Here is an 18,207-nt window from a genome sequence, read left to right on the forward strand (position 1 = left end):
TTCCGCTTTTCTTCGAATCGCGGAACAGCTCCATCCTTTTGTTTTCACGCAATTCCAGACGGAAAACCGCGTCGCACTTTTCCTGGGATTGCTCTAGAAACGTGCGACCACGTTCACCTGTACGGCGCTGGACTGCAAGCCGTCGCCGAATTCGCCGGAGTAGCCAAGCGTCAGGCGGGCTGACTTCGAGAGTTTTACGGACACGCCAAGCTGCGCCAGCAAAGAATCCTGCGGCATCTCGGCACCCTCTATGAAGAAAGGCGAGCCGCCCGCGAAGGCGAGGCTTGAATAAGGCGCGACGCTGCCGATCAGGTGTCGCCAACCCAGCATCCCCGAGACGCCGACCGGCACGTCGTTCACCGGAAAGTCCATCGACCAGCGCATGCCGACCGTGGACGCCGCGATGGCGTCGTTGCCGCCGGAACCCGAAAGAGCAGCATCGCCGCCGCTTTCCCTGAACGCATCTGTGTTGAGGTTTACATAGGCGATGTTGGCGAAGGGCTGGAGCTTGATGCCATCGAACTCAAGCGCCCACGAGATGTCCGCGAACACCTGGCTGGTGGCGCTGGCGTAGTCGGCCGTCAGCCGATCGGCAAACGTTCCGAACGATATGTCGCGCCGGGTCGACGCTTCGTTGTGGCTGTAGATCGCGCCGCCGGCAAGCGTCACCGGACCGAGCTGGCCCATCGCGTAGAGGCCGGCGTGGTAGGAATCGGTGGTCGCCTGCGAGAACGAGTTCTGACCGTAGCCGACTATCCCGCCGATGCGCCATTGCTCGGCGATCGGCGCATCGGCGCCGAAGACGATACCGTTTGTCGTCACATCGATCCCGGTGGCATTGCCGTTGCCCGACCAGACGTTGGACGACATGTAGCCGGTGGACCAGAACGCCACCTCGTCGTCGCGCTGACCGGTGCCGGAGACAATCTCGTCGAGAATGGCGTCGCGGGGAAAGCGGCTCTGCCAGAGCAGCGCGCTTTTCAGCGAAGCATGCACCTCGCCGCTCAATTGCGAAAAGGCGTTGTTGGCGGTGGCGGCATCCAGCGGCAGGACGGCGTCGTAGACGGTGTTTCCCGAGCCCAGTGCCTCGACGGCGGCCGCGGTCGCCCGGCGGTTAGCGGTGTCGGCGATATCGGCGAACTGCACGTCGTTTCGGTCGAGCTGCATGCCGATGGATGTCGCGTCATAGATCAGCGTCGGAGAGAGGAAGGCGAAATCGCTCGACACAGTGTCGAAGGTCCCCGCGATGCTGCCGGCGGTCAGGATCGTATAACTGGTGGTCGTTCCGTAGCTCCCGCTGGCCGCCTTGATCGCCAGCGTCCCGCCCTCGATCGAAACGGCACCCGTCGCATCCACCCTGTCGGAAAGGCCGCTGGCGCCGATATCCACCTGATAGGTCGAGCCCGCGCGAAAGGTCACGTCGCCATTGACGCCGAGCGTTGCGATACCAGGCCCCGGCGCCAGTATGCCGCCCGCGTTGACGGCGAGGCCGCCGACACTGCCGCTGCCCGACAGAAGCCCGCCGTCATCGACATCGACGGCTCCGGATATTGTGCCGTCGTTGATCAGCGAGCCGCCCGAAACCGTGGCCGCGCCGGCGATCGTCCCGGTGTTGGAGAAGGTGCCGGCGTTGTTCTCAAGCGCCGCGATCGTCCCGTCGTTCGCGGCGGTGCCGGAATTGGTGACGGTACCCGCCACCGCGCCGCTGTTGTTGACGAATGTACCCGCCGCCTCGACGTCGACATCGGCCAGGGTCGCATTGTTGACAACGCTGCCTCCGTTGACGGTGGTGGTGCCGGTCACCGTGCCGCCGGCGTTGTTGGTGAACGTGCCCGCATCGTTCTGGACCGACGCGATCGTGCCGGCATTGGTCACGGTGCCTGAATTGCGGATCGCGCCCGCGGTGGCGCCCTGGTTGTTGACGAAGGCCGCGACCGCCGCGACGTCCGCATCGGTAATGACGAAATTGTTGGTGACCGTGCCACCTTTGATGATGGTCTGCCCGGCAATCGTCCCATCGGTATTGTTGGTGAACTCGCCGCCCGTATTCGTCAGGCTGGCGATGGTCCCGGCGTTGGATGCGGTGCCGGCATTGGTGACGGCGCCTGCGGTGGCGCCGGTGGTATTGGTGAAGGTGCCGCCGGCCGCGACGTTGACGTCGTTGAGGCTGGCATTGTTCGTTACGCTACCGCCGTTAACGTTGGTGCTGCCGGTGACGACGCCACCGGCGTTGTTGGTGAAGGCGCCGGCGTCGTTCTGAACGGAGGCGATCGTGCCGGCGTTGCTGACCGTGCCGGAATTGCGGATCGCTCCGGCGGTCGCACCCTGATTGTTGACGAAGGCGGCGACCGCCGCGACATCGGCGTCGGTGATGACGAAATTGTTGGTGACCGTGCCGCCTTCGACGGTCGTCTTGCCGGTGATCGTGCCGCCGGCATTGTTGGTGAAGGTCCCGGCCGTGTTGGTCAGGCTTGCGATGGTCCCGGCATTGGATGCCGTGCCGGCATTCGTCACTGCCCCGGCCGTGGCGTCCGTGGTATTGGTGAACGTGCCGCCCGTTCCGACATTGACGCTATTCAGGCTGGCGTTGTTCGTCACGTCGCCGCCGTTGATGACGGTCGCACCGGTGACGACGCCATCAGTATTGTTGGTGAAAGAGCCGGCGTCGTTCTGAACGGATGCGATCGTGCCGGCATTGGTAATGGTGCCGGAATTCCTGACCGCGCCCGCGCTGGCGCCCTGGTTGTTGACGAAGGCGGCGACCGCCGCGACATCGGCGTCGGTGATGACGAAATTGTTGGTGACGGTGCCGCCCATGACCGTCGTCTTCCCCGTCACCGTGCCGCCTGCGTTGTTGGTGAAATTGCCGGCCGTGTTGGTCAGGCTGCCGACGGTTCCGGCATTGGATGTGGTGCCGGCATTGGTTACCGTCTCGACGGCGCCGCCGCTGTTGTTGACGAATGTCGCGCCGGTGGACACGTCGACGTCGCCCGTCGATCCGTTGTTGGAAAGCGCGGTCCCCGTTCCGACCGAGGCACTGTCGAGCGTTCCGTTGACCGTTACGTTGCCGTTGTTGAGGTTCAGCCGGCCATTGAGGTGACCGTCGAGCGAGAGGCTGCCGCCGTCGAGGTCGACGTTAGAGCTCACCACCCCGCCGGAATTGATGCTCAAGCTGCCGGAGTTGATCGTCGTGCCAGAGGTCGTGTTCAGCGTGCCGGTGCTGGTCACCGTGACGTTTCCGCCGTCCACAGCCAGTTCGCCGACCGTCACGTCGTTGGTAACCTGAGGAGAGCCGCTATCGACGTTTGCGATATCTGTGGCTCCGGGTGCCGAGGGCGTCCAGTTGGAGGAATTGCTGAATTCGTTGTCCCCGCCGCCGCCCGACCACGCCGATTGCGCAAGGCCATGCGCCGGCACCACGGCGGAAGCCAGTGCCGTAAACAAGCCGAGACGGCGCGAGAATGCCGGGAGCAGTGGTTTCATCAGGATCGGCCGACGCTAGCGAGCACCCCGCCATGCATCGGCGGGACGGTTAACGATTCCTATAGAACCCTGGTTAACGAAGTCTTACGAAGAGCCTGAAGGCGGCTTGCCGATCGAGCCGCGTTCGATCAGTGGGCACTCGATCTTGATCTTCTGCGTGGTGCGATGGGAGGAGATGCCCTCGTTCTGATCGAGCAGGGCACCCACTGCCCATCGCGCCATCTCGTCATGGGGCAGAAGCACGGTCGAAAGCGGCGGCACCATATAGGAGGCGAGATCCTCGTCGTCGAAACCGACGACGGAGATATCCTCCGGTACCTTCAGGCCGCGGCTCTTGATGGCATCGTAGGCCCCGACGGCCATGCGATCGTTGAAGCAGAAGATCGCGGTCGGCGGGTCGGGCCGGTCGAGCAGCCGCAACGTCAGTTCGCGGCCGCCGTTGACCGTCCAGCCGCCGGTGAGAATGAGATCCTCGTCGACGGGCACGTCCCAGGTGGTCAGGGCCTGCCGGTATCCCTTTTCGCGCTCGCGGGCGGCGTCGATCCAGTCCTCGCCCTTGAGGTGGGCGATCCGCCGGTGCCCGGCTTTTAGCAGCGCCACGGTTGCCGCATGCCCGCCCGCGACATCGCCGGGGACGACGGAAGGATGGCGGCGGTGCTTGTCGTAGCAGTTGACCAGAACCGTCGGGATGTCGTTTAGCCGCTCGGGTGCGACAATCTGGCGGGTCGTCAGCGTCGTGTAGAGGATGCCGATGACGTTGAGTTCCTGCAGCAGGTCGAAGGCGGCCGCCTCTATCTTCGGGTCGAGCCGGGTGCAGAAGGTGGCGATCAGCACGTCCTGCAGCGCGGCTTCGTCCCGCGCACCCTCGATGAAGGGCATGGCGAAGGGGGTCGTGCTGACCTCGTCGATCAACAGGCCGATAACGGGCCGGCGATGTTCGGGAACGTGATGGCGAGGTCCCTTGCGGTAGCCGAGCGCCTCGGCCGCCTCCATCACCCGCGTCCGGGTCGCCTCCGAAACGCGGGGATTGCTGACCCCGTTCAATACCAGCGATACCGTTGCCTGTGAGACGCCTGCACGCTGTGCAACGTCAACCATGGTTGCACGCTTGGTCAAACTCGGTCCCACTTCATCGATCGGCCATCTCCTTCATTAAATTACAGAAAATTTGCTTTCCGACAACCGGCCAAGGCGCGATGCGGGCTATGGAATTTTCCGCTTGCCACTAGGTTATAATGCCGATACGCATAACTAATAATATTACTAATAAGATTATGCGCAAGGGAGGGACTACATGACTGCCCATGTCACGCCCGCTTTGTCGCCATCGCATGATGTGCGCGAGCGAATGACACTCGACGGCCTCTGGCAGTTCAGGTTCGAAGGCCAGACCGAATGGCGGACGACGTCGGTTCCTTCCGTCTGGCAATCCGAATTCGCCGATCTGCGCGATGCTTTCGGCACGGCGGTTTATCGTCGGCGTTTCGCGCTTCCCGGCGAATGGGCCGGCCGCGAGATCGTGCTGCATTTCGGCGCCGTGAACTATTTCTCCGAAATCTCCGTCAACGGTCGGTCGATCGGCGCCAATGAAGGCGGCTATCTGCCGTTCTCGCTCGTAATCCCGCGCGACGTGCTGAAGGCCGACAACGAGATCGAGGTCAGCGTGACGCTGCCGAGCGCCGATGCGGTGAAGTATCCGGATTTCCCCTTCGCCGAGATCCCGCACGGCAAGCAGAGCTGGTACGGGCCGCTCGGCGGCATCTGGCAGTCCGTGACGCTCGAGGCGCGCGATGCCATGCATATCAAGCACGCAACGATCAATGCCGATCTCGGCTCCGGCAACGTTCGCGTCGATCTTGATCTCTCGACTGCGGCGGGCGATGCCGAGGTTCAGGTCGTGATCCATGGACCCGATGGCGCCTTGCAGGCGACCGCGACGGGCAGGGGGCAAACTCTCGGCCTCACCGTGCCGAACGTAAAGCCATGGTCGCCGGAAACGCCCAATCTCTACCGCGCGGATATCAGCCTTGTCTCGGCGGGTTCAGTCGTCGACGCGACATCGGTTACCTTCGGATTTCGGACCATCGAGACGCGGGACGGAAAGCTTTTCCTGAACGGTGAACCGCTCTACATGCGCGCCGCGCTCGACCAGGATTATTACCCCGAGGGCATCTGCACGCCGCCGTCGCTCGAATTCCTCGAGGATCAGGCGCGCAAGGCAAAGGCGCTCGGGCTGAACACGCTGCGCGTTCACATCAAGGTTCCCGATCCGCGCTACTACGACGTTGCCGATCGCCTCGGCCTGTTGATCTGGACGGAAATTCCGAACGTCCAGACGTTCACGGAGGCCTCCGCCCGCCGCATGCGCGACACGATGGAGGGGATCATCCGGCGCGACGGCCACCATCCGTCGATCATCGCCTGGACGATCATCAACGAGGATTGGGGCACGCGTCTCGTCGAGAATGCGGATCACCGCCGCTGGCTGGTCGAGACCTTCGACTGGCTGAAGGCGCGCGATTCCGGCCGCCTCGTCACCGATAATTCCGCCTGCTTCCCGAACTTCCACGTCAAGTCCGATCTCAACGACTATCACTACTACCGCTCGGTGCCGGAGCGCCGCGAGGAGTGGGACGACATCACAAGCCAGTTCGCGACCGGCGCCGAATGGACATATTCCAGCCTCGGCGATGCTCAGTGGCGGGGAGACGAACCGCTGATCGTCTCCGAGTTCGGCGTCTGGGGATTGCCGGACCCGTCGAAGCTGCTGCTAGAGGATGGCTCCGAACCGTTCTGGATGGAAACTGGAGCCACCTGGGGCGATGGCGTCGCCTATCCGCACGGCGTGCAGAAGCGTTTCCGGGCGCTGCATCTCGACACCGTCTTCAAGGATTTCGGCTCCTTCATCGAGGCGGCGCAGTGGTACCAGTTCGCCAACCTCAAATACGAGATCGAGGTGATGCGCGCGCATCCCGAGATCGTCGGCTACGTCATCACGGAGTTCACCGACGTCCATTGGGAAGCCAACGGCCTGCTGGATATCAACCGCAACCCGCGCGTTTTCCACGACCGGTTCGCCAGCATCAACACGGATATCGTCATCGTCGCGCGCCCCAAGGCATGGTCTGCCTATTCCGGTGACGTGCTTGACGTCGATCTCTCGGTGGCGACCGGTGGCGCGTCCATCCCCGAGGGGGCGACGATCCGCTGGAGCTACGGCCAGGATGGCGAACGCCCGCTTCCGGCCATGGGTGCCAACGCGATAGCGCGCGCCGGCACCGTGCCGCTGACGATGCCGGAAACAGCAGGCAACCGCACGCTCAGCATCGCGTTCGAGGTCACGGCCGGCGGCCGGCGCATTGCCGCCAATGTCCTCGACATCGCGCTTTACGCCAAACGCAACGCGGCCGGCCTGCCGACGATCGCATCCAGAGATCCGGCACTTCGCGCCTTCGCCGAAAAGCTCGGCTATCCGGTCTCGGAGCCCGAAGCGGCCGACGTCAACCTGGCCCATGCCCTCGACGAGAGCGATATCGAGGCGATGCGCCACGGCGCGCGCTATCTTGTCATCGCCGACGGCAGCGTCGCCACGCATCGCAACCTGCGCACGGATATTCCCGCCGGTGAAATGCCCTATCGCGCGATGAGCGTCGACGAGCGCGACATGCCAGTTGGTATCGACCAGCAGGTGCCCGGAATCGGCCTCATCGCCCGCGAGGGCACGCTCTGGCGCGGAGACTGGATCGCGAACTTCAGCTGGATTCGCCGCGAGGGCGCCTTCGCATCGCTGCCGGGCGGCCCGCTGCTCGATCTGTCCTTCGAAAAGGTCGTCCCGCACCACGTCATGACCGGTTTCCGCACCTTCGAATATGCCGGGCCGGTTCACGGCGGGCTGGTGATCGGCTGGGTCCACAAGCCGGCGGTCACGATCGCCGAGCGCCGCGTCGGGAAGGGCAGGCTCGTCGCGACGACGTTCCGGCTGACCAACGCGCCCGCCGGCACCGACCCCGTGGCGGCGACCCTTTTCGATGCCATGATCGCTACCGTCAACCAGAGCAAAGGATGAGGAGAGGCCGCTTGTTCCGCCGAAGGGCGATGATGGAGATGCTCTAAAAAAACAGACGTAGAACGTGTTTTCGCAAGCAATAGGAGGAGATTGCGATGAAAGCCAGAATGAGAAGCATATTGATGGCGGCGGCGCTGACCCTGGCGTCCGGTGCCGCCTTCGCCGCCGATCCGGTCGAAATCACGCTGCAGCGCTTCTTCGGCGCCTGCGATGCCGATTGGGGGAGCAACACCGACGTCAGCAAGGCCGTCGGCGAGTGCGGCATCATCACCTCGCAGATCAACAAGTTCGTTGCCGACAATCCCGACATCAAGATCAACGTCAACACCGTGGAATGGCCGGGCTACGACCAGCTGACCGCGCAGATCGCATCGGGCGAGCCGCCGGATGTCGTCACCATGCATGAATCCGTCCTGTCCGATTATCAATCCAAGGGACTGATCGAGCCGCTGGACGACATGCTCAAGGCTGCCGGCGTCGATCCCGCCGCGTTCACCGCTGCGGGTCGCGAAGGTGTGACGAAGGAAGGCCAGATCTTCGGCCTGCCGATCGATTCCCACACCATGCTGTGGCACATCAACATGAACTATTTCCGCCAGGCCGGCCTCGTCAACGACGACGGTACGCCGATGCTGCCCAAGACCGCCGACGAGCTTCTTGCGCAGGCAAAGCAGTTCAAGGAAAAGACCGGCAAGCCCTACCTCGTGCAGAGCATGACCAACGAGAAGGGCGCCTTTTATCGTGCGCTCTACATCTACCTCACGCAGATGAAGTCGGACTTCTTCGCCGATCCGACGCATGTGAAGCTCAACACGCCCGAAGCCAAGAAGGTCGTCCAGCTGTTCAAGGACATCTACGATCAGGACCTGACGACCAAGGACGAGGATTATGCCGCCTCGCTCTCCGGCTTCACCAAGGGTGAGGGCGGCGTTCTCCTGAACGGTACCTGGGTGGTGGGTGACTTCGACGCGCAGTCGAAGCAGGCCGACAACCCGCTCAGCAACGGCTACGCCGTCTATCCTTATCCGCCGGTCTTTGGCGGCGAACCGGCCTACTGGTCGGATGGTCACTCCTGGGCGGTTACGAAGAAGGACCGCACGCCGGAGCAGACGGCCGCCATCGGCAAGTTCATGAAGTTCATGGCGGACCACAACTTCGACTGGGCACGCACCGGCCACCTTCCGGCGCAGCAGGCGGTGATCGATTCCGCCGAGTTCAAGGCGCTGCCGCACCGCACGACGATCCTCAGCATCGCCAACGTCGCCAAGCCGCTGCCGGCGCAGGTGCGCCACCAGTTCGCCGTCAACGACACGATCGGCGAGGAAATCGCTGCGGCCATCATGGGCCAGAAGGACATCGAGGCCGCGCTCACCGATGCCGAGACGCGCGTCAACGATCTGCTGGCGAACTGATCATCACCATGGTTCATCCGGCTTCAGCCGGGTGAACCACTGTCGGACGCCGGGCGAATGAAGAACGGCTTCAACCGTCCACGGCAAACCTGGTGGCGTCGAAGTCGTCTTCGGCGAGATCGAACGCCTCGTCTTCCTCGTCCTCATCGAAGTCGGTGCCATGCAGCCGCGGTGCGGTCATCTCCACGGCGCTACCCGGAGCACTGAGCGCCCATGTCACCAGGGATCGCGTCGAGATCCCCCCAACGCCAGCGGAAATGACCGGCATCGTAAAGGCGATCGGCGTGGGTGCCGACGTTTCGCCATTCAGGCCCGAAAGTGCTGCGCGCTGCTGGCTTGCGATCAAGAGTTCACCGGAATGCCCCTTGCCGACGACGAGGCTTGCCAGCGTCACCGGTGGTTTCATCGTCGGCAACGCCGGCGAGATCGACGCGACGGTGATGCCGTCGACCTGCGGGCGGGTGATCGGCAGCGGGATCACGAGCGAAGCAACCTCCGGCATCGGAGGTGTGGCGGTTTCGTCGTTCACCTTGTTGCTGGCTGCCAGTGCGAGCGCCTCGCGCGCGCGGCTCTGCGGTATCGGCAGCATCGCCGTTGCAAGGCGGCTGGGAAGCTTGGCGGGTGTGACGTCGGCACCGGCATCGTCGTCCTCGCCGGTATCGCGGGCAACCTCGATCGGCCGCGTGCTCCGCTTCTTCTTCTCAGCGAGAGCGAGATTGTAGCCGGGAAGTGCCTTGCCGTCGGCAGGCAGATGGATCGTGCGGCCGTCAGGAAACAGGCGCACCAGTTCCTGCCGCGACATGCGCGGCCAGGCGCGCACGTTGCCCACGTCGAGATGCACGAACGGCGAGCCTGATTTCGGGTAGTAGCCGACGCCGCCGACCTCAGCCTGCATGGCGAGCGCCCGGAGCGTCGTCAGCTTCACGCCCGGAATGTAGAAATCCATGGCCTTGCCGAGCATGTGCTGGCTTTTCTTCGCGACGCCGGTGTTGCGCGAACGGTTGCGCAGCATGCTGTTCGTCGCCGGCGAGCGATAGGCGGACACCACGTGGATCGGCTCCTTGGCGCCGCTGCGCTGATAGACTTCCCAGACGAGATCGAGCAGCCTGGGGTCCATCCGCGTCGGTTCGTTGCGGCGCCAGTCGCGCAGGAAGCGATTGATCCGCGCAAGGCCTTTCGGGTCGAACTTGCCGTTCCGCTTGAAGACGATCGTCGCCTTTTCGCCGGTATGCGTGAAGTAGAGTTTTAGCGCGCGCTCGTCGGTCGCGGCCTGCGCCGTTCCGGCGATGCAGGCGAATACCAAGAGAGCGATCAGGACCACGCGGTGGGCGACGGAGAAGAGGGCCAGCGCCACCGTGGCGGTCGGGATGGTCAGGATTGTTTGATGCAGGAACACGATACTCGTCCGCGATAAAAGGGATCCATGACGCGCATCCGCAACGCCGCTTTGGGGCAATTATGGTCAATGGAACCTTAACGGAGGGTTTAAGCACGCGCGAATGTACGCATATGGGACGATGCGGCGCTCGCCGGCTGTGGGAAAACGGCCTGATGCCGATGACATCAGGCGTCGTTCGGAGTAACGACCACATCCGTAAGCCGATACGACAGACCATCGCCTGAGCAGCGATGGTATCCGGCAGTATTTTCAGTTTCACCGCCGTCAACCGAACCTGACAGAACACTCGGGTCGACCGACGGGGCGGTGAGGACATTGGGGGAGTGCATGAGCGAGACGGGCGGTTATTTTCCACGTTGGCGGTTGAAGACGGAAGGGCGCATCCTGCCTGACGAGCGGCTGCCGACCGGCCAGACGGTGGTGCTCGGCTTCCAGCACGTCGTGGCCATGTTCGGCTCGACGGTGCTGGCGCCGATGATCATGGGCTTCGATCCCAATGTCTCGATCCTGCTGTCGGGTATCGCGACGCTCATCTTCTTCGTGGCCGTCGGCGGACGCGTGCCGAGCTATCTCGGCTCGTCCTTCGCCTTCATCGGGCCGGTGCTGGTGGCGACGGCTGCCTCGGCCGGTGCGCCAAATCCGAACATCGCGATCGCGCTCGGCGGTATCATCGCGGCCGGCGCGCTCTACACGCTGATCGGCATCGTCACCATGCTCGCCGGCCATCGCTGGATCGAGCGGCTGATGCCGCCGGTGCTGACCGGCGCAATCGTTGCCGCCATCGGCCTGGTGCTGGCGCCGATCGCGATTGCCAGCGCTTCGGGCACCGGTGCGGCGAGCCCTGAGGGCAGCCAGCTTTCACGCTGGGTGGCACTGCTCACCGTTGCCGCCGTCGGCCTGATCGCCGTCTACGCGCCCGGCATGACCCGCCGACTGCCGATCCTGCTCGGCGGCGCGATTTCCTACCTCGCTTATCTCGTGTTGGCGAATGGTCTCGGCCTCGGCACGCCGATCGATTTCTCCGGCGTCGCGGCCGCCGCCTGGTTCGGCCTGCCGCATTTCACGACGCCGGTGTTCTCGGCCTCGGCGATGACGCTGATTGCTCCCGTCGTCGTCATCCTGGTTGCGGAAAACCTCGGGCATATCAAGGCGATCGGCGCGATGACAGGCCGCAATCTCGATCCCTATCTCGGCCGTGCCTTCATCGGCGACGGCATAGCGACCATGCTCTCCGGCTTTCTCGGCGGCACGGGCATGACCACCTATGCGGAGAACATGGGCGTCATGGCGGTTACCCGCATCTTCTCGACGCTGGTCTTCCTGGTCGCCGCCGCGGTCGCCATTCTCCTCGGCTTCTCGCCCAAGTTCGGCGCTCTCATCCAGACGATTCCCGGCCCCGTTCTCGGCGGCCTTTCGATCGTCGTCTTCGGCCTGATCGCGGCGACCGCGGGGCGCATCTGGGTGGAGAACAAGGTCGATTTCGCAGAGCCCCGCAACCTGATCACGGTAGGTGTCGCGCTCGTGCTGGGCGCCGGCAACTTCAAGCTCGACGTCGCGGGCTTCACGCTCGACGGGATCGGCACGGCGACGATCGGCGCAATCGTGCTTTACCACGCGCTGGGTTTCGCGCGTCGCCGGAGCAACTGAAAAGCGCTCGCCTTATACGATACGGCTCACCCGCTGCTGAAACGGCGGGTGAGTCAACGTGAGCGCAACCAGATCGATCAGGAAATCCTGACCTGCGCGGCAAATCTGAACCCTTGCGCATGAACGGCATGAACCGGCAGCTCGACGTGAGCGGATTTGGCCTTCTGGCGCAACCGCCGGAGGACTGCGTCGATGCTGCGGCTATCAGCGGCGAGATTTTCATATCCGATCGCTTCGGCGATTTCCCTGCGCGTAACGACCGAGCCGTCGGCCTGGGCCATGCGCTTCAATAGTTGAGCTTCACGCCCGGATAGTCTGATGACGTCACCGGAGGGCGATACGAGCCGATGTCCGGCGATATCCAGCCGCCAGGCCGGCGCCGATTCATTCGTCGGCGACGGCGCCCGCCCCTTGATGCGCCGGGCAAGATTTCTGATCGCGAGGACGAGTTCGGCGCCATCGACGGGTTTGGTGAGGTAAACATCGGCGCCCGCGTTATATCCCTTGAGGCGGTCGTCACGACCGGCGCGTGCCGTCAGGATGATGATGCCTATGTCGATCTGGGCCTGAAGCTGCTGCGTCAGTTCGATACCATTGCCGTCAGGCAGGCCTATGTCTAAGAGGGCGACATCGAACTGCTTCCGGGCAATCGCCTTGGTGAACTCGGTGACCGATGCAACCTCGGTAACCACGATAGAGTTGAGGCGGAGGAAGTCAGTCACGCCTTGGCGCAACACATTATCGTCTTCGAGGAAAACAACTTCGATGTGCCTCGATACAGTGGCCTTGTCTTGAAATCTCGCGGGAATGCTCATGCTATTGGCTGAAAATTATATTCTAGACCATATTTCGGGGGCGGAGAATCGATCGCCGACACCCGGACGACTTCGGAGCTTCATAGAAGCTCTATTCCTGTTATCAAGACGACAAACACTTTCCAGCTTCGATTTGTTCCCGCTTTGGCTCCTTCTTTTCTTTCCGCTCGCATTGTTTGCAGCGAGCTCAATTCAAGCGGCGCCCGCTTGGCCCGCAAAGGTTCTTGCCGTTCCGCCGCATTTTAGCGGTGAGCTGTCGCTTGATGGTTTCGCCGAGGCGGCGGTCGGGGAAACGAACGAAACCACCCTGTCCGACATGCTCGGCACACGATCCGGTAACTTCAAGCCAATTGCCGGCCACGATTTCAACATGGGATTCGTGCAGCAATCCGGCTGGATGCGCTTTGCGATACGATTGGCCGATGGCAGGGACGCCGCGCAGGAAACCCTGCTTTTATCGCTGCTCCCGAATTTCACGGATATTCTCAATGTCTTTGTTGCGGTGGATCGGCCGGGGCTGACGGCTGAGAATTTCATTCGCTTCGACATGGGGGATCATGAGCCGCTTCCGCCCTACAGCCTTACCGGGCTGGACAACATTATTCCCCTGACGATTTCGTCCGGCGACACACTGCTTGTGTATGTCCGCGCCGCCAATATCGACTCGACGCTCAATCTTTCCGCACGGATATTCTCGCCGAATGACTACGATGCGAGAAGCACGGTCGGCCCGTTGGTCGTGGGGCTATGGTTCGGTGGAATGGCCATCCTCGTCATCATCCAGATCGTCTTTTTCTGCCTGGATCGCCGGGAATTCTACCTGCTGCTCGGCCTCAACATCTTCGGCACCATACTTATCTACTTCGGCGGCCTCGGCCTTTCCAGGATATTCCTGTTTCCGGCCGGCGGGGTCGGAAATGATCTGTTCATCGGTATCACGGATTGGCTCGGCCTGACGGCCGGCGCCCTTTCCATAGCCAGCGTTCTCGATCTGCGGAGCCGTTATCCGCGGCTCAACCACGTCTTCCTGCTTGCCGCTCTGATCGGCCTTCTCGGCGTCTTTTTCGTTCTCATCGGGCATAACAAGCTCTACACGCCGATTGCCGGCATCACCATCGTGGTGATCGCCACCGCGGCCTTCCTTGTCACGGCCATCGACTTCCGCGCCGCGAAAGAAATCGAAGGAGGGCTCAAACTCGCTGCTTTCGCACTACTCTGGATAGGGCTGTTCCTCACATTGGGCCAGCGACATGGCGTCATTCCGTTGCCGAATTGGGTTGCCCAATCCTACGGCCTGGTGAGCATCGTCCACTTCGTCCTGTTGACGGGTTCGCTTGCCGTACGCCTGCGAAAGGCCGAAAGCGCGGGGCGTGCGGCCGATCGCCGTGCAGTCGAAGCCGCGACAGCCGCTCGGAAATGGGCAAGCGAACTGGTTGTAGAGCGCACCGCCGAGCTCGTGGAGGCACGCCGCATGGCGGAGTTGGCGCTGCAATCCGAGCTTGATGCGCAAGCACATCAGGTGCGGTTCATGGAGGTGATTTCTCATGAATATCGCACGCCGCTGGCGATCATCCGCTCAAACATCGAAAGCGTTCGTTTTACGCTGCCTTCAAACGATGACGACAATCGTGCCAGGCTTGAACGTGCCGCGCAAGGGATTACCCGCCTCGTCGAGGTCGTGGAGATCAACCTGGCGCGAAGTCGTATGCAGGGGGTGTCCTTCAAGCCGCGGATGGAGCGGCTTTCCGTATCGGGATTGATCGATGCGACCCTTGAACATGCACGTGATCTCCTGCAGGGCGCCAAGATCAGAGATGAGGTTTCCGCATCCGCGAGAGACGCCGAGATCGTCGGCGACAACGATATGCTTATCCTCGCGCTTATCAACCTGCTGGAAAATGCCGCGAAGTTTTCCCCCTCAGATCGAAGCGTTCAGCTCAGCGTCGCGCGGAACGAAGACACTGTCGTCGTCAGCGTTCGGGACTGGGGTATCGGCATCCCCGACGAGGAACTGGAACTGGTCAAGGAGCGGGCAACACGGGGTTCGAATGCCGCGCATATCGAGGGAACCGGCATGGGGCTGTCGCTCGTATCGCGAATCACGGCAGCGCATGACGGCTGTTTTACGCTTGAAAATGCAGCCGGCAGGGGAGCCGTCGCATCGATTTTCCTGCCGTCGGCTTGAAAGCCGGCGGTAGCGAGCGATCAATCGCTACAGCTGATGCGCGTATGTCACGCAAACCGTTCCAAATCGTTCCAAACCGTTCCAATTGCGTCCTATCTTGGCGCGGTCCGTAAACGTATTTCCTTCGACGAAACGCGATCCTGCGTGAATCGAAATGGGCTGACATGTCTCTTAACTTGAGAAAACGGAATTTCTTCCAAGGTACCGCGCTCTGCGGTATCTTCTGTGCCATCGCCGCGTCCACGGCATTCGGCCAGCAGATAACCGGCGCAGTCGCGCTGAGTGATAACGGCGCCACGGCGCTGGAACGGGTCTATGGCCAGGACATAGACCAAACCTATGTCTATCGAGTGGTCGATGTTGCCACGGGCCAGCGCATCACGCTGTTGCCGGATCTCCTGTTCAAGGACATCACGGCATCGAATCTGAGCGCCAACGGCAAGAGCGTGATCGGCACACACAGAAACATCGACACCGGACTGACCTCTGCCTTCGTGTGGACCAAAGATGGCAATTATGTCGATATCGGTCTGCTTGAGGGGCAGCAGACGACCGCAAGCGGGATCAGCGCGAATGGATCTGCCGTCGTCGGCACGGCCAGCAATGATCCGGTCTACCTCCAGGGATACTACTGGAGCAAAGAAAACGGAATCCGCGGCATCGGTTACCTCGATGGTGGCAGCAAGTCCTCTGCCAGGGCAATCAGCGCCGACGGATCGACCGTTGTTGGCTGGGCCGACACCCTCAATGGCGATCGGCATGCGGTAATGTGGATAGCCGACGAACAGTTTCTTTGGGATCTTGACCAAAACAGCCTTTACGACCAGTCCAGCGCTGATCTGGTGAGCAGCGACGGCTCCGTCATTGCCGGTGCGTTCTCGATCGGCTCAGCTGGGAACCGGGTCTTCCGCTGGACGGAACTGACCGGCATGCAGGATATCGGCGACGTAGGTACCGTAAATAGCGGTAGGACGTACCTGAATGCGATGAGCGAAGACGGTCGCTACCTCGTCGGTAACAGCACGGTCGATAACAACGAAATCCGCGCATTCCGCTATGATGCAATTGGCGATTCCGCCTCGAACTCCGCGCCGATGAGGAACCTTGGCGTCCTGGAGGGCGGCAACTATTCCAACGCCAAGGACGTCAGCGATGACGGCAGCGTGGTCGTCGGCCAGGCACGGGACGCGGAAAACGTCGACCGTGGCTTCCGCTGGACGGAAGATACGGGCATGCAGACCGTCGAGGACTGGCTTGCCAAGAACGGCGCAAATATCGGTAATTTCACGACGAGTTCGGCCGACTTCGTTTCCGCCGACGGCAAAATCATCATGGGTACGGCGTCGGACTACACGGCCTATATCGCCCGTCTTGGCAGCGGCATCATCAATCCCGAAAAGTTCCTGCAGACCGTCGGCGGAACCAGCGGCGTTGCCGTCGGCTACGGTATTTCCAACGCCAACACGATCATGTTCGGTGCGCAAGGCGAGCCGATGCGCAACCTGCTTGCAACCGGCCAGAAGTCGGTATGGGGCACGTTCGACGGCGGCTATGACAATGGCGATGTCTCCGATGGCGGTCTCGGCCTTGGCGAATTCGGCTTCGGCTATGGCATTGCCGATGGCGTCACCGCCCGCCTTTCCGGCGGCGGCACCTTCACCAAGCAGAACCTCGATGATGACGGCGGCGACGTGCGTCAGCGCGGCTTCTACCTTTCGCCGGAAGTCTCCGCGAACGTTGGCGGCAATATCTATGTGACCGCCGGCGGTTATTGGGGACGCGGCAGCATCGATAGCCATCGCGGTTATCTCAATGGCGCCGTCACCGATTTCTCCGATGGCAGCACCAACTCCGAGACCTGGGGCGCCAAGCTTCGCTTCGACTGGCTGAACGCCGTGACGATCAACGACACCGCGATCACGCCTTACGCGGCGCTGTCCTACACGCATACCAAGGTCGACGGCTTTGCCGAAACCAACGGCTCCTTCCCCGTCAGCTATGACGGGTCCGAGGACCACTCGACGGTCGTGCGTATCGGTGCCGACTTCGTTCGCCCGCTGACCGAGAAGGTTCGCCTGCTTGCGAAGGCGGAAGCCGACTACCAGTTCGAGAACCGTACGGCTTCCACCAGCGGCACGATCATCGGCCTCAGCGACTTCAACCTCGACGGTCAGGATCAGAAGCAGTTCTGGCTGCGCGGCGGCGTCGGCGCCGAATTCGATGTCGGCAAGGCCAGCACCGCGTCGGTCATGGTCAACGCCACGACGCAGGGTCAGGATCCCGACGTCTGGGTCCGCACAAATCTGACGGTCAAGTTCTGATTGTCACGATCGCAACATCGAAACCCCGGAAGCGATTCCGGGGTTTTGTCATTGGGGCATATGTCTTTACGGCCCTTCGCACACCGGTGCGCGCGCCGTGGCGGTCTCTCCGGCTTCCGCGCCATAGGCGCGCAGGCCCTGGGCGTCGAGGTGGATGATCCGGTAGCAGGGGTTGCCGCCGGTCCACATCGGCGCCGGATCGTCGAGATCGGTGATGAAGCGGTGGGAGCAGGCCTGACCGGACGAGAAAGCGATGCCTTCGGCGCTGGTACCGGCAAGCGGCACATGGATATGGCCGAAGACGATATGGCGCACGCCAGCGGGGTGCGCGGCGAGGCGCTTCATGATGGCTCCGTCGTCATGCATGCCGATGTTGTTGAAATGGGCGATGCCGCAATCCATCGGCGGATGGTGGATGAACACGGTGACCGGCAGATCGCCGGCGCCGTCTAGCGCCGCATCGAGAAACGCCAGCCGGTCCTCGCCATAGATGCCGCCGATCACGCCGCCCTCATGGCTGTCGAGGAAGAGCAGCCGGCCGAATGCCGTGTCGATGAAGGACTGGACATAGCCGTTCTCGTCGCGCGGGTGATCCGCGAAGACGGCCACGAAGTTCGGACGGTCGTCATGGTTGCCCAGCATCAGGCGAACCGGGAAAGGCATGGGCGCCAGTACGTCTCGCAGGATCTCGTAGGCCTCGGGGTCGCCGTAGTTGCACAGGTCGCCCGTGATCACGAGCAAGTCGGCATCCGCATGCTTGGCGAGGATATCGGCGGCCGCGGCGCGCAGCTGTTTTTCGGGATCGACGCCGTTCACGACGATGCCCGACGGCATGAGATGCGTATCGGTGAGCTGGATGATTTTCATGGATGGTCTCTC

10 protein-coding genes are annotated in these 18,207 nt (G+C 62.4%); 5 read left to right on the plus strand and 5 right to left on the minus strand.

The window, feature by feature from the left end; all coding sequences use genetic code 11:
- Nucleotides 1-93: 93 nt before the first annotated feature.
- Together QTL95_RS05805 and QTL95_RS05810 are read right to left on the minus strand one after the other, a co-directional pair.
- Nucleotides 94-3,483 (minus strand): autotransporter domain-containing protein, encoded by a 3,390-nt coding sequence (locus QTL95_RS05805; protein WP_289719017.1) that lies wholly within the window; start codon nucleotides 3,481-3,483, stop codon nucleotides 94-96.
- A gap of 84 nt (nucleotides 3,484-3,567) precedes the next feature.
- A complete protein-coding gene (locus QTL95_RS05810) occupies nucleotides 3,568-4,581 on the minus strand; it encodes a LacI family DNA-binding transcriptional regulator (RefSeq protein WP_289719018.1) in 1,014 nt (337 codons plus the stop codon).
- Nucleotides 4,582-4,777: 196 nt separating this feature from the next.
- Here QTL95_RS05810 and QTL95_RS05815 point away from each other — a divergent pair, with 196 nt between their 5' ends.
- Entirely contained in the window at nucleotides 4,778-7,549 is a 2,772-nt protein-coding gene (locus QTL95_RS05815) for a glycoside hydrolase family 2 protein (protein WP_289719019.1), read from the plus strand.
- 95 nt (nucleotides 7,550-7,644) lie between these two features.
- The gene (locus QTL95_RS05820; protein ID WP_289719020.1) at nucleotides 7,645-8,961 is read left to right on the plus strand and encodes an extracellular solute-binding protein; all 1,317 of its coding nucleotides are present in this window, start codon (nucleotides 7,645-7,647) and stop codon (nucleotides 8,959-8,961) included.
- Nucleotides 8,962-9,031: 70 nt separating this feature from the next.
- On the opposite strand, the gene QTL95_RS05825 is transcribed toward QTL95_RS05820, so the two are convergent.
- The gene (locus QTL95_RS05825) at nucleotides 9,032-10,357 is read right to left on the minus strand and encodes a DUF882 domain-containing protein (protein ID WP_442981259.1); all 1,326 of its coding nucleotides are present in this window, start codon (nucleotides 10,355-10,357) and stop codon (nucleotides 9,032-9,034) included.
- A gap of 330 nt (nucleotides 10,358-10,687) precedes the next feature.
- On the opposite strand from QTL95_RS05825, the gene QTL95_RS05830 reads away from it, so the two are divergent.
- The gene (locus QTL95_RS05830) at nucleotides 10,688-12,007 is read left to right on the plus strand and encodes a solute carrier family 23 protein (protein WP_289719021.1); all 1,320 of its coding nucleotides are present in this window, start codon (nucleotides 10,688-10,690) and stop codon (nucleotides 12,005-12,007) included.
- 77 nt (nucleotides 12,008-12,084) lie between these two features.
- Here QTL95_RS05830 and QTL95_RS05835 read toward each other — a convergent pair whose 3' ends face one another.
- A complete protein-coding gene (locus tag QTL95_RS05835; protein ID WP_289719022.1) occupies nucleotides 12,085-12,822 on the minus strand; it encodes a response regulator transcription factor in 738 nt (245 codons plus the stop codon).
- Between QTL95_RS05835 and QTL95_RS05840 the strand changes: the two genes are divergently transcribed.
- Nucleotides 12,821-15,007 (plus strand): sensor histidine kinase, encoded by a 2,187-nt coding sequence (locus tag QTL95_RS05840; RefSeq protein ID WP_289719023.1) that lies wholly within the window; start codon nucleotides 12,821-12,823, stop codon nucleotides 15,005-15,007. The genes QTL95_RS05835 and QTL95_RS05840 overlap by 2 nt on opposite strands.
- Before the next feature lie 164 nt (nucleotides 15,008-15,171).
- Nucleotides 15,172-17,328 (plus strand): autotransporter domain-containing protein, encoded by a 2,157-nt coding sequence (locus QTL95_RS05845; protein ID WP_289719024.1) that lies wholly within the window; start codon nucleotides 15,172-15,174, stop codon nucleotides 17,326-17,328.
- 66 nt (nucleotides 17,329-17,394) lie between these two features.
- On the opposite strand, the gene QTL95_RS05850 is transcribed toward QTL95_RS05845, so the two are convergent.
- Nucleotides 17,395-18,195, minus strand: coding sequence for a phosphodiesterase (locus QTL95_RS05850; RefSeq protein ID WP_289719025.1), 801 nt, complete (start codon nucleotides 18,193-18,195; stop codon nucleotides 17,395-17,397).
- Between the last annotated feature and the right edge of the window lie 12 nt (nucleotides 18,196-18,207).

It is taken from the genome of Rhizobium sp. S152 (assembly GCF_030380735.1).
Taxonomy (GTDB): domain Bacteria; phylum Pseudomonadota; class Alphaproteobacteria; order Rhizobiales; family Rhizobiaceae; genus Rhizobium.